Here is a 12,561-nt window from a genome sequence, read left to right as displayed (position 1 = left end):
GATGAACGCCCCCGCACTCTCCGTCCTCGATCTCGTCCCGGTGCGCACCGGCCAGACCAGCGCGCAGGCCGTCGCCGCCTCCCTCGCTCTCGCCGCACGCGCCGACGAACTCGGCTACCGCCGCTATTGGTTCGCCGAGCACCACAACATGCCCGCGGTCGCCTCGACGAGCCCGCCGGTGCTGGCGGCCGTCGCCGCCGCCCGCACCCGCCGCATCCGCGTGGGGTCGGGCGGGGTCATGCTGCCCAACCACTCCCCGCTCGTCGTCGCCGAGCAGTTCGCCGCCCTCGAGGCCATCGCCCCGGGCCGGATCGACCTCGGCATCGGACGCGCGCCCGGCAGCGACCCGGTGATCACCCAGCTGCTGCGGATGAGCGGCACGACGAGCGACGTCGACCGCTTCCCCGACCACATCCGGGACATCCTCGCACTGACCTCACCCGAGGGCGCAACTGTGCGACTCACGGGCCGCCCCGACGGCGACGACCGGTACGCCATCCACGCGACCCCCGCCGCGACCGGCGCGCCGGAGCTGTGGCTGCTCGGCTCGAGCGACTACTCGGCGCAGCTGGCCGCCGCGTTCGGCCTGCCGTACGTCTTCGCAAACCACTTCTCCGGCGAGGGCCTCGAGCGCGCGCTCGACCTGTACCGGCAGAACTTCCAACCGTCCGAGACGCTCGCCGCGCCGCGCACCTTCCTCACCGCGAACGCCGTCGTCGCCGCGACCGCGCAGGAGGCGGAGGAGCGGATGCTGCCGCAGGCCCGCATGATGGCGCGCCTGCGCGGCGGGCGACCGCTGACCGCGCTCGAGACGGTCGAACAGGCCGCGGCGGCCGAGGCATCCGACGCTCTCGCCGCTCCCCTGCTCGACGCCCTGCGCCGACGCTGGTTCGTCGGCGAGCCCGCCGATGTGCGCGAACGGTTGGCGCAGTTCGCGCAGACGCACGGCGTGGACGAGGTCATGCTCTCCCCCGTCGCCGGCGCCTACGACGCCGAGCCGATGGACGCGGCATCCGGCCGCCTGCAGACCCTCGAGCTGCTCGCCGGCTGACCTTCGCCTGCCGGTCGGCACCCGACCCCCATGTTCAGCAGTCGCCCGCGCACAGTGCCACGAACCCACACCGTGCCCAACCGACTGCCGAAACCGAGCGGCCACCCGACCCCCACGTTCAGCAGTCGCCCGCGCACAGTGCCACGAACCCACACCGTGCCGAACCGACTGCCGAAACCGAGCGCCAGCGCGAACCCGGCCTCACATTCAGCAGTCGCCCCCGCACAATGCCACGAACCCACACCGTGCCGAACCGACTGCCGAAACCGAGCGGCCACCCGAACCCCGCGTTCAGCAGTCGCGCGCGCACAGTGCCACGAACCCACACCGTGCCCAACCGACTGCCGAAACCGAGCGGCGGCGCGAGGCGAGGGGCCTGCCCGGGAAGAGCTAGACGGGCTCGCCCGAGATGAGACCGCGCAGCCAGTCGCGCGCCTCGACGAACACCTCGTCGGAGTAGCGGTCGGGGTAGTGCACGACCGCCCGATCGGCGCGCGGATACGACCCCAGGAAGATGACCTTCGGGCTGAATCGGCGAAGGCCCAGCAACGCATCGGCCATGCGCTCGTCCTCGATGTGGCCGTCGGCGTCGATGACGAAGCGGTAGCGGCCGAGCGCATCGCCGATCGGCCGCGACGCCAGCAGCGACAGGTTGACGCCGCGGGTCGCGAACTGCTCCAGCAGCTCGAGCAGGGCACCCGGGTGGTCCTCGGGGAGCTCCACGATGAGCGAGGTCTTGTCCGCGCCGGTCGGCGGTGCCGGCGGCACCGTGCGGCTCACCAGCACGAACCGCGTCACCGCGTTGACGTTGTCGCCGATGCCCTCCGCGAGCAGTTCGAGGTCATAATGCTCCAGGATGCCGGGGGGCGCGATCGCCGCGTCGGCGTCACTGACACCGTCGACGATGCCGACGGCCGAGGCCACGTTGCTCGCCGCCGGCAGATGGGCGTGCTCCGGGAGGTTCGCGCTCAGCCACTGCAGGCACTGCGCGTACGCGACGGGGTGCGCCGCGACGAGCGACACCTCCGACAGCCGCGTCCCGGGCCGGCCGACGAGCACGAAGCTCACCGGGACCAGGTACTCCCCCACGATCCGCAGCCCGGGCATCGTCGCCAGCGCGTCCTGCGCGGTGGACACCCCGCCGTCCACGGAGTTCTCGATCGCGATCATGGCGGCATCCGACCGCCCCTCGACGACGTCGGCGAGCGCCTCGCCGACGTTGCGGACGGGCCGCCAGATCTGGTCGCGCGCCTCGGTCACCTGGGCCAGCGCCGCTTCGGTGAAGGTGCCCGCCGGTCCCAGGTAGCTGTAGGTGCGGCGGGTGGGGGCGGAGGCGGCCGGTGCGACGGTCGTCGGGGGCGCGGAAGTCACGGACGACAGCCTACGCTGAAGGGGTGAACCGCCGACTCGCCCCCCTCGCCGTCGCCGCCGCCCTCCTCACCGCCGGGACGCTCGCGCTCAGCGCGTGCGCCCCCGAGGAATCGTCGCCCACCCCGACCGCGACGTCGACGCGGACCGGGAGCGCCTCGGCATCCGCCACCCCCTCCGCGACCCCGTCGGCGACGCCCGATGCGTCGTGCCTCGTCGGCGACTGGACGATGGGCCAGGAGGAGCTCGTCGGCTTCTACGACGACGTCAACTCCCTCATGGCCGGGGCGGGCGTGAACTTCACCCCCGAGGGCAGCGCGAACCTCACCCTCGGCGCCGACGGCACCTTCGTATGGGCGCCGGCCGCGACGGTGACGGCGGCGGTGTCGGGCACGACGATCCTCATCACCTTCGGCGGCCAGATCGACGGGACCTACACCGCGACGGCCGACCACGTCTCGACCGCCACCCAGAACACCGCGGGACTGCAGGTGTCGGCGACGATCGACGGCACGCCGACGGATGCCGGGGCCGTCAGCGAAGAGATCGCCGGAGCGCCCGTGACCGACGCCTCGTACACGTGCAGCGGCGACACGCTGACCCTCGAGAGCGCGATCGCGGGCGGGACCGCGACGAGCGTGCTCCACCGGCGCTGAGTTCTTGCTCTCGCGGCGGGTCTGCCGGCGGTAGCGTTTCACTGCGTCGGCGCGTCGGCGGGGCAGCAGTGACAGACTGTCGGCATGAGCCGTGCAGGACAGCCCGCCGAAGCATCCGACCTCATCGACATCGATGAACTGATCGCCGCGTACTACGACCGCAAACCCGACGCCTCGGTGCCCGAGCAGCGCGTCGTCTTCGGGACGAGCGGGCACCGCGGGTCGAGCCTGTCGACGAGCTTCAACGAGGACCACATCCTCGCCACGACCCAGGCGATCGTGGACTACCGCGCGTCCCAGGGCATCACCGGCCCGCTGTTCCTCGGACGCGACACCCACGGCCTGTCACTGCCCGCCGAACGCACCGCGGTCGAGGTACTGGTCGCGAACGGCGTCGACGTGCGGGTGGACGCGCGGGATGCGTGGGTGCCGACGCCGGCGCTCAGCCACGCGATCCTCACCTACAACCACGACCGCTCCGCCGACGACCCGGGCCGCGCCGACGGCATCGTGGTGACCCCGTCGCACAACCCGCCCCGCGACGGCGGCTTCAAGTACAACCCGCCGCACGGCGGCCCCGCCGACACCGACGCCACCGGATGGATCGCCGACCGCGCGAACGCACTCATCGCCGCTGGGCTCGATGAGGTCAAACGCACCCGGTTCGCAGACATCGACGCCGACGGGCTCGGCTCGTACGACTTCCGCGAGGGCTACGTCGCCGACCTCGCGGACATCATCGACGTCGAGGCGATCCGCCGGGCCGGCATCCGCATCGGAGCCGACCCGCTGGGCGGCGCGTCGGTCGAGTACTGGGCCCTCATCGGCGAGCGCTACGGGCTGGATCTCACCGTCGTGAACCCCGAGGTCGACCCGACGTGGCGCTTCATGACGCTCGACTGGGACGAGAAGATCCGCATGGACCCGTCTTCGCCCTCGGCGATGGCCTCCCTCGTCGCGCGGCGGCACGAGTACGACATCCTGACGGGCAACGACGCCGACGCCGACCGGCACGGCATCGTCACGCCGGACGCGGGGCTGATGAACCCGAACCACTATCTCGCCGTCGCGATCGACTACCTGTTCAGCCACCGCGACCGTTGGCCCGCGGATGCCGCGGTCGGCAAGACGCTCGTCTCGTCGATGATCATCGACCGTGTCGCCGCATCGCTCGGCCGGCAGCTGCTCGAGGTTCCGGTGGGCTTCAAGTGGTTCGTGCCGGGGCTGCTCGACGGGTCTGTCGCATTCGGCGGCGAGGAGTCGGCGGGAGCATCCTTCCTCCGGTTCGACGGGGGCGTCTGGACGACCGACAAGGACGGCATCCTGCTGTGCCTGCTCGCCGCCGAGATCCTCGCCGTCACGGGCAAGACGCCGTCGCAGCGGTACGCCGAGCTCGAGGCGCAGTTCGGCGCCTCCGCGTATCAGCGGGTCGACGCGCCGGCGACGCCCGCGCAGAAGGCGGCGCTCGGCAAGCTGTCACCGGATGCCGTGACGGCGACCGAGCTCGCCGGCGAGCCCATCACGGCGAAGCTGTCGCACGCGCCCGGCAACGGCGCCGCGATCGGCGGCCTCAAGGTGCAGACCGAGCACGCGTGGTTCGCCGCCCGCCCGTCGGGCACCGAGGACGTCTACAAGCTGTACGCCGAGTCGCTGCGCGGGCCCGAGCACCTCGCCGAAGTGCAGGCCGAGGCGCGCGCCGTCGTCGCGGAGGCCCTCGGCGGCGCGTGAGGCGCCGCGCGGCACGTCTCATCGCTTCCTCCCCAGCCGGGGTAGGCAGGAGGTTCTCCACGTTTCGGTTCACGTCGCACACGCTGTCGGCAGCTCGCGCTACCGTCGTGACAGCGCCGCAGCCGAGCGGCAGAATGGGGGTATGACCGTGACACCGGAGATCATCGGCGTGATCATCGCGGCGTTCGGCGCTGCCGCGACGGTCCTCGGCGGCGTCGCCGCCCTCAACGCGCGGATGGTGCACCGGATCGATGCCCGGTTCGACCGGCTCGAAGCCGACGTCGTCGAACTCAAGGTCGCCGTCGCGCGACTCGAGGGACCTCAGCCCCGCCTTCTTCGCCCCTGACGTGACGCCTCAGGGCGGTCAGCGGGCGCGCGCCACCTGTGCGCCGGCGGCGCGCAGCCAGTCTGCGGGTGCGGACAGCGAGGCTTCGGGCGATCCGGCGAGTTCCGTCAGCGAGACGGATGCCGCGAAGGCCGAGGTGTCGGCATCCGCCGTGATGCGTCCGGCCACCAACGCGGCGGGCACGCCCGACGCGGACGCCAGCTGCGCGACGAACGCGGGCACCTTTCCGGCGGCGGACTGCCCGTCGTACGAGCCCTCCCCCGTGATCACGAGGTCCGCGGCTGCGATGGCCTCGGCCAGGTGAATCAGCTCGGCGACGCGTTCGGCACCCCGCACGAGCTCAGCCCCCCACGCCAGCAGCCCGAACCCGGTGCCGCCGGCGGCGCCCGCGCCGGGCGTCCCGGCATCCCACACATGTGCCGAGTGCGCCGGATGCTGTCGAGCGGGCCCGCTATCTGCGGGAGATATCGGGCGCGCTCGGCGAGAAGGGGCGCGCTCGGCGTCAGAGGTGTCAAAGGAGGCGGCGGGGCTCAGGGGCGCGGCACCGGGGGCCACGAGCCCGGCGAGCCGGGCGAGCGCGGCGTCGGCGACGGCGACGGCCTCGGCATCCAGGCCCTTCTGCGGGCCGAACACCGCGGCGGCACCGCCCGGCCCGCACAGCGGGTTGGTCACATCCGACAGCACGACCGCCCCGCCGGGCGGCAGCGGGCGCAGGCCCGACAGGTCGGCGTCGGCGAGCGCGACGAGCCCCCGCACCCCGGGCGCGAGCGGGGCGCCGGAGGCGTCCGTGAACCGTGCACCGAGCGCCGTCAGCATCCCCGCCCCGCCGTCGGTCGACGCGCTCGAGCCGATGCCGAGGACGAGCCGTTCCACGCCGTGGTCGAGGGCGGCGGCGATCGCCTCGCCGAAGCCGCGCGTGCCGGCATCCCACGGCCGCAGGCCGCCTCCGCCGTCGGCCTGCAACAGCTCGATTCCGCTCGTCGACGCCAGTTCCACGACCCCGGTGCGATCGGGCAGAAGCAGCCAGGATGCCGGGATCTCACGCCCGTGCGGCCCGCATACCGTCACGGGCATGCGTCGGGCGCCGGGCACCGCGGCGGCGAACGCGTCGAGGGTTCCCTCGCCGCCGTCCGCCATCGGACGCAGCACGACCTCATCGGCGCCCCGCACCTCGACCCAGCCGTCCCGCACAGCGGCGGCCGCATCGGCCGCGCCGATCGAGCCCTTGAAGCTGTCGACGGCGACGACGACGCGCGTCATGCGCCGGCGGCGGCGTCGGCGGCGCCGCCGTCGCGCAGCGGCGTCGAGTCGCGCAGCAGCACCTCGAGGCGCAGCGCCGCCGGCTCCCACTCAGCATCCGTCGCGGCGTGCAGCGCCTGGTAGCCGACCTCCTCCAGCGGGATGCGGACCGTCGTCAGCGCCGGGGTGACGTCGCGACCGGTCGGGATGTCGTCGAAACCGGCGAGCGCGATGTCGTCGCCCACCGCGCGCCCGGCCTCGCGCAGCGCCGACAGGGCCCCGATCGCGACGACGTCGCTGATGCCGAAGACGACGGTGCCGGGCTCGACCCGGTCGGCGAGCGCCTGCGCCATGAGATCGTGGCCGGACTCGCGGGTGAACCCGCCGCGCAACACCGCGGCGACCTCTCCCCCGCCCGCAGTGAACCCTTCGGTGAAGCCGGCGACGCGGTCGTCGCTCGTCACGACGCCGGCGGCAGCGAGGACGACGGCGGTGCGGTATCCCCGCGCGGCGAGCGCCGCGCCGAGCTCGGCCGCGCCGCCGCGGTTGTCGATCGCGACGCCGCGCACGACGTCGCTGCCGTCGCTGCCGGCGCCGAGGGCGACCACGCGCCCGCCGGCGGCGGCGAACTGGTCGAGCTCGGCGGAGAGGTCCGGCGCGATGTCCTTCGAGGCGCGGGATGCCGCCAGGATGAGCCCCCGCGGACGCTGACCGCGCAGGGCGCGCACCAGACGCACCTCGCGCGCGGGGTCGCGCTCGGTGATGGCGACGGTGACGACGAGGCCCTCCTCGTCGGCGCCGCGCGCCACGCCCGAGGCGATCTCGCCGAAGTAGGGGTCGGCGATGTCGGCGACGAGCAGTGCGATGATCGCCGAGGTGCCGCGCGCCGTCGCCTGCGCCGACAGGTTCGCGGTGTACCCCAGCCGCGCCGCGGCGGCCTGCACGCGCTCGCGGTACGAATCGGCGACCTTCCGCGTCGAGCCGTTCAGCGCGCGCGAGGCGGTCGCCAGCGACACCCCGGCTTCGCGCGCCACGTCATGGAGGGTGACGGCGCCGGCGCGCACGGCATCGGGGCGCACGGGCTCGGAGGTGTCGGTCACGATCGCGATTCTAGGAGGTGGGGGGAGACCGCGGCGGCGAAGCCGGCGGCGGTGCGGCGGACCGCTTCGAGCGGCTCGGTCGCCCAGATCTCCTCTTTGAAGATCTCGACTTCGATGTCGCGGTCGTATCCGGTGGCCTCGACGGCCCGCGTGAGCGACGCGAAGTCGATGACACCGTCGCCCGGATAGTGCCGCGACAGCAGCACGTCGGCGGCCAGCGGGGTCTTCCAGTCGCACACCTGGTAGGTGGCGATGCGCCCCTCGGCGCCGGCGCGCGCGATCGAGGCGAGGACGTCCCGATCCCACCAGATGTGGAACGTGTCGACGGTCACGCCGACCGTCGCCGCGTCGAAGTCCGCGGCGATGTCGAGCGCCTGACCGAGGGTGGAGACGACGCAGCGGTCGGAGGCGTACATCGGATGCAGCGGCTCGATCGCCAGCTGCACGCCTGCCGCGGCGGCGTCGGGCACGAGCTCGCCGATCGCCTCGCGCACCCGCTCCCGCGCCCCGATGAGGTCGCGGGAGCCGTCGACGAGTCCGCCGGCGACGAGCACGAGGACGGCCGTCGAGCCGGGCGCACCGGCGGCGGCGAGGGTCGCGGCCTCCTCGATCGCGACGCGGTTGTCGTCGATCGACGCGCGGCGCGCCGGTCCCTCGGGCATCGTGAAGAACCCCGACCGGCAGTGCGTTGTGAAGCGCAGACCCGAATCGGTCAGCATGCGGGCCGCGACGTCGAGCCCGACCTCGTGCACCGGCTCCCGCCACACGCCGATCGCCTGCACCCCGGCATCCTGCGTCACGCGCAGCGCCGTCGCGAGGTCGGCGTACTTGATCGTCGCCTGGTTGATCGACAGGCGCGGGTCGACGACCACCGGTCCCTGAGCGTGTCGAAGAGTCACGCGTCCACCCCGTTCAGGCGGAGCATCGCATGCCAGCGGGATGCCGCGAGCTCGGGCTGCTCGAGGGCGTGCGCCGCGTTGGCGAGCTCGACGATGCGCGACAGGTGCGGCAGGCTCCGGGCCGAGTGCAGCCCCCCGACCATCTGGAACGCGGTCTGGTGGCCGTTCAGCCACGCCAAGAACGCGACGCCGGTCTTGTAATAGAATGTCGGCGCGGCGACACCTGCCGCGACAGCGCTTCGGTCGGAGCGAGGATCTCGAGGTAGCGGGCCGGGTCCCCGGCATCCAGCGCCTGGATCGCGGCGGACGCGACGGGCGTGAGCGCGGCGAACGCACCCAGCAGCGCGTCGGAGTGCTGCCGCCGGGCGCGCAGGTCGCGCTGCGGCTGCGGGGCGGCGGGCACGTCGCCGCCGCCGATCAGGCCGACGTAGTTGAAGTCGTCGCCGGTGAACATCCGCACGTCCTCGGGCAGGCGCTCGCGCACCGCGACCTCGGACTCCGCGTCGAGCAGGCTCATCTTCACGCCCGCGACCTTGCCAGGGTTCTCCTTGACGATCTGCAGCAGCATCTCGGATGCCGCGGGCCACGCGTCGGCGCCGAAGTATCCCTGCAGCTGCGGGTCGAACGCCGTGCCCAGCCAGTGCAGCACGACGGGAGTCGTCGCCCGCTGGAGCACCTCGCGGTACACCCGCCGGTAGTCCTCGGCGCCCTCGGCGACGCGCGCCAGGTGGCGGGAGGCCATGAGGACGGGGCCGGCGCCCTGCTCCTCGGTGAACTCCAGCTGCGTCAGGTACGCCGAGATGACCTCATCGATCGTGAGGTGCTCCGCGTCGACGTGGTCGGTGTTGACGCCCACGACGACCGAGCCGCCCTCCTCGCGTGCGACCTCGGCCGAGCGCGCGATGAGCTCACGGGTAGCCGCGGCATCCAGCCCCATGTTGCGCTGCGCGGTGTCCATGGCGTCGGCGACGCCCAGCCCCCACGAGTACACGTGGCGGCGGAACGCGAGCGTCGCGTCCAGTCGATCTCGGCGGGACGGCCCGGGGTGTTGTCCCGTGCACGACGGGGACCACGTGCGCCGCCGCGTACGCGACACGCGAGCGCAGCGGAGCGGTGGGCTTCGCGTAGCCCGGGGCGGCGTTCAGCGGGGTGGTGGAGGTGGCGCCGTCGGCGGCGAGGAGGGTGAGGCTCGTCATGTCCAGGCTCGTTCGGGGTCGGGGCTTCGTCGATGGCGGTGGCGGGTGCGGCCCGGCTCAGTTCAGGCTGAGCTCGGGCAGCTCGATCTTGCGGCCCTCGGTCGAGGACTGCAGGCCCGCCTCGGCCAGGAGCACGCCGCGCGCGCCGGCGAGCAGGTCTGCCCATGCCCGCCATGTTATCGAAAACACCGGCGGGACCGGCCGGGTAGGCTGGACACTCGACGTGAGGAGCGACATGAGCTGGCTGGTCACCGGAGGCGCGGGATACATCGGGGCGCACGTCGTGCGCGCCCTGCAGGATGCCGGGCTCGACCCCGTCGTCGTCGACGACCTCTCCAGCGGGCACGCGGACTTCGTGCCGGAGGGCGTGCCGTTCGTGCAGGGCACGATCCTCGACCGCGATCTGCTGGTCGCCGCGATGCGCGAGCACGGGGTCACCGGGGTGATCCACGTAGCCGGCTTCAAGTACGCCGGGGTCTCGGTGCAGCGCCCGCTGCACACGTACGAGCAGAACGTCGAAGGCACCCGCGTGGTGCTGCAGGCGATGGCGGATGCCGGGGTCACGAGCATCGTGTTCTCCTCCTCCGCGGCGGTCTACGGGACCCCCGACGTGCCGCTGGTCACGGAGGATCTGCCCAAGCGCCCGGCGTCGCCGTACGGGGAGTCGAAGCTCATCGGCGAGTGGCTGCTGCGCGACCAGGGCGTCGCGACCGCGGCATCCGACGCTCCGTTGCGGCACACGTCGCTGCGCTACTTCAACGTCGTGGGGTCGGCCGATCCGGCCGTCTACGACACGAGCCCGCACAACCTCTTCCCGATCGTGTTCGAGAAGCTGCTCGCTGGCGAGACGCCGCAGATCAACGGCGACGACTACGACACCGAAGACGGCACGAACGTCCGGGACTACGTCCACGTCGGTGACATCGCCGCGGCGCACGTCGTCGCGGCGCAGCGCCTCGCCGCCGGGGAGAGTGTGGAGCCGGCGTACAACCTCGGGTCGCAGAACGGGCTCAGCGTGAAGGAGATCATGGATGCCATGGCCCGGGTCACCGGCATCCCGTTCACGCCCGTCATCGGACCGCGTCGCCCCGGCGATCCCGACCGCATCGTCGCGACCGGCGAGCTCGCCGCCCGCGACCTCGCCTGGCAGAACCGCTACACGGTGGACGAGATGGTCCGCACTGGCTGGGAGGCCCGCCGCGCGGCGACCGCGTGACGCCTGCCGGCGCCAGGCCCGCGGATGTGTGCCGGTCGCCCGCCGTCCCGAAAGCAGGCTGAAACGGCCCATCCGGGGTCGCGGCGGTCGTATTCCGTCAATCCAGCCTGCTTTCGGAACGCGGGTGGTGGCAGAGGCGCGGGCCGCGGCAGGGGCGCGGGCGGCGGCGAAGGCGCGGGCGGCGGCCCGGGACCGGGACGGGACCGGGGTGGGATGCCGGGCCTCGCCGTCCCGAAAGCAGGCCGAAACGGCTCATGCGGGCTCGCGGCGGCCGGTTTCGGTCGATCTAGCCTGCTTTCGGAACACGGGCGGCGGGAGAGCGCGGGCGGCGGCAGGGGCGCGGGCGGCGGCGAAGGCGCGGGCGGCGGCAGGGGCGCGGGCGGCGGCGAAGGCGCGGGCGGCGGCCCGGGACCGGGACGGGACCGGGGTGGGATGCCGGGCCTCGCCGTCCCGAAAGCAGGCCGAAACGGCCCATCCGGGGTCGCGGCGGTCGTATTCCGTCAATCCAGCCTGCTTTCGGAACACGGGCGGCGGGAGAGCGCGGGCGGCGGCAGGGGCGCGGGCGGCGGCAGGGGCGCGGGCGGCGGCAGGGGCGCGGGCGGCGGCGAAGGCGCGGGCGGCGGCCCGGGACCGGGGCGGGACCGGGGTGGGATGCCGGGCCTCGCCGTCCCGAAAGCAGGCTGAAACGGCTCATGCGGGCTCGCGGCGGCCGGTTTCGGTCGATCTAGCCTGCTTTCAGGCAACGCGCGCCGGAGAGGGCCGCGTCAGGCGCTCGCGCGGACCACGAGCTGCGGCGTGAGCACCACCGGCGCGACGGTGTCGCCGCCGATGAGCGACACGAGCGAGGCCACGGCCGCCGCACCCAGGGCGTCGAAATCCTGGCGCAGTGTCGTCAGCGGGGGCCGGTAGTCCGCGGCATCCTCGACATCGTCGAAGCCGACGACCGCGACATCCGCCGGAACCTGCCTGCCTGCCTCCGCGAGCGCGCGCAACGCCCCGAGCGCCATCTGGTCGTTCGCGGCGAACAGGGCCGTCATCGCCTCCGGCAGGGCGGCGACGGCAGCGTGGCCGGATGCCGCGGTCCAGTCGCCGCGCACGATCTCCGGCGCCGGCACGCCCGCCCCCGCGAGCGCCTCGCGCCAGCCGCGCTCGCGCTCCGCCGCGGCGAACGAGCCGACGGGGCCGGCGAGGTGGTGGACGCTCGCGGCACCGGCGGCCAGCAGATGCGCCGTCGCAGCGCGCGCACCCGCGGCGTGGTCGGTCTGCACGGTGCCGGTGGTGGCGGACGCTCCGTCGGGCGGCGCGTCCACGACGACGACCGCGAGCCCCTCGGGAAGGTCCAATCCGCGGGCGAGGGCGGTCGCCTCGTTGAGGACGACGGCGCCGTCGATGCCCTGGTCGTGCAGCCGCTCGAACGCGTCGGCGACCGCGTCGCGACCCGAGGCCGTGACGACGGTCAGCGCGAATCCGCGCGCCGCGGCCGCGTCGGCGATCGCCTGCAGCATCCGCGAGTTGCCGACGGTGGCGAGGGTCGACACGACGAGGCCGATCGTGTCGGTGCGACCGGTGCGCAACGCCCGGGCGGCGCGATGCATGCGGTAGCCGAGCTCGGCCATCGTGGCCTCGACGCTCGCACGAGTGGCCGGATCGACCCGCGGGCTGGCGTTCACCACTCGCGACACCGTCTGCGCCGAGACCCCCGCCGCCGCGGCCACATCCGCCATCGAGACTCGTCGCGCCATGTCGCCATCCTAGGGCGGGA

At 73.6% G+C, this 12,561-nt stretch carries 11 protein-coding genes and 1 pseudogene; 5 read left to right on the top strand and 7 right to left on the bottom strand.

The features are described 5' to 3' along the window. The first annotated feature begins 1 nt into the window (after nt 1). Nucleotides 2-1,051 carry an MsnO8 family LLM class oxidoreductase gene (locus tag JOD60_RS04525; RefSeq protein WP_076688946.1) on the top strand — a complete coding sequence of 350 codons (1,050 nt, stop codon included), beginning with the start codon at nt 2-4 and terminating at the stop codon, nt 1,049-1,051. A 390-nt stretch (nt 1,052-1,441) separates the two neighbouring features. Here the strand turns inward: JOD60_RS04525 and pheA are convergent, their stop codons facing one another. Then, complete coding sequence (pheA, locus tag JOD60_RS04520; RefSeq protein WP_076688944.1) at nt 1,442-2,422, bottom strand: prephenate dehydratase; 981 nt, start codon at nt 2,420-2,422, stop codon at nt 1,442-1,444. A 23-nt stretch (nt 2,423-2,445) separates the two neighbouring features. On the opposite strand from pheA, the gene JOD60_RS04515 reads away from it, so the two are divergent. The 3 genes from JOD60_RS04515 (at nt 2,446) to JOD60_RS04505 (ending at nt 5,149) form a co-directional block, all read left to right on the top strand. Continuing rightward, nucleotides 2,446-3,075 (top strand): hypothetical protein, encoded by a 630-nt coding sequence (locus JOD60_RS04515; RefSeq protein ID WP_232321688.1) that lies wholly within the window; start codon nt 2,446-2,448, stop codon nt 3,073-3,075. 84 nt (nt 3,076-3,159) lie between these two features. Further along, a complete protein-coding gene (gene pgm / locus JOD60_RS04510; protein ID WP_076688940.1) occupies nt 3,160-4,803 on the top strand; it encodes a phosphoglucomutase (alpha-D-glucose-1,6-bisphosphate-dependent) in 1,644 nt (547 codons plus the stop codon). Nucleotides 4,804-4,945: 142 nt separating this feature from the next. Continuing rightward, complete coding sequence (locus JOD60_RS04505; protein WP_076688938.1) at nt 4,946-5,149, top strand: hypothetical protein; 204 nt, start codon at nt 4,946-4,948, stop codon at nt 5,147-5,149. Nucleotides 5,150-5,167: 18 nt separating this feature from the next. Here the strand turns inward: JOD60_RS04505 and JOD60_RS04500 are convergent, their stop codons facing one another. The 5 genes and pseudogenes from JOD60_RS04500 to JOD60_RS17000 all read right to left on the bottom strand — a co-directional run bounded on the left by JOD60_RS04500 (nt 5,168) and on the right by JOD60_RS17000 (nt 9,772). Continuing rightward, a complete protein-coding gene (locus JOD60_RS04500) occupies nt 5,168-6,409 on the bottom strand; it encodes a glycerate kinase (protein ID WP_076692051.1) in 1,242 nt (413 codons plus the stop codon). Beyond that, nucleotides 6,406-7,488, bottom strand: a complete 1,083-nt coding sequence (locus tag JOD60_RS04495) for a LacI family DNA-binding transcriptional regulator (RefSeq protein ID WP_076688936.1) — start codon at nt 7,486-7,488, stop codon at nt 6,406-6,408. The genes JOD60_RS04500 and JOD60_RS04495 overlap by 4 nt, the downstream gene beginning before the upstream one ends. After that, nucleotides 7,485-8,360, bottom strand: a complete 876-nt coding sequence (locus JOD60_RS04490) for a sugar phosphate isomerase/epimerase family protein (protein ID WP_076688933.1) — start codon at nt 8,358-8,360, stop codon at nt 7,485-7,487. Before JOD60_RS04490 ends, JOD60_RS04495 begins: the two co-directional genes overlap by 4 nt. 23 nt (nt 8,361-8,383) lie before the next feature. Further along, nucleotides 8,384-9,583: pseudogene (locus tag JOD60_RS04485) on the bottom strand (dihydrodipicolinate synthase family protein). Between the two features lie 57 nt (nt 9,584-9,640). Next, entirely contained in the window at nt 9,641-9,772 is a 132-nt protein-coding gene (locus JOD60_RS17000) for a hypothetical protein (RefSeq protein WP_275578837.1), read from the bottom strand. Between the two features lie 46 nt (nt 9,773-9,818). On the opposite strand from JOD60_RS17000, the gene galE reads away from it, so the two are divergent. Continuing rightward, nucleotides 9,819-10,799 carry a UDP-glucose 4-epimerase GalE gene (galE, locus tag JOD60_RS04480; protein ID WP_076688929.1) on the top strand — a complete coding sequence of 327 codons (981 nt, stop codon included), beginning with the start codon at nt 9,819-9,821 and terminating at the stop codon, nt 10,797-10,799. 764 nt (nt 10,800-11,563) lie between these two features. On the opposite strand, the gene JOD60_RS04475 is transcribed toward galE, so the two are convergent. Next, a complete protein-coding gene (locus tag JOD60_RS04475) occupies nt 11,564-12,541 on the bottom strand; it encodes a LacI family DNA-binding transcriptional regulator (RefSeq protein WP_084201885.1) in 978 nt (325 codons plus the stop codon). Nucleotides 12,542-12,561 lie beyond the last annotated feature (20 nt).

Origin of the sequence: Microbacterium aurum (assembly GCF_016907815.1) — a bacterium.
Taxonomy (GTDB): Bacteria; Actinomycetota; Actinomycetes; order Actinomycetales; family Microbacteriaceae; genus Microbacterium; species Microbacterium aurum.
The sequence above is the reverse complement of the archived record's forward strand: the minus strand, read 5'-3'. Positions and strand labels throughout refer to the sequence as shown.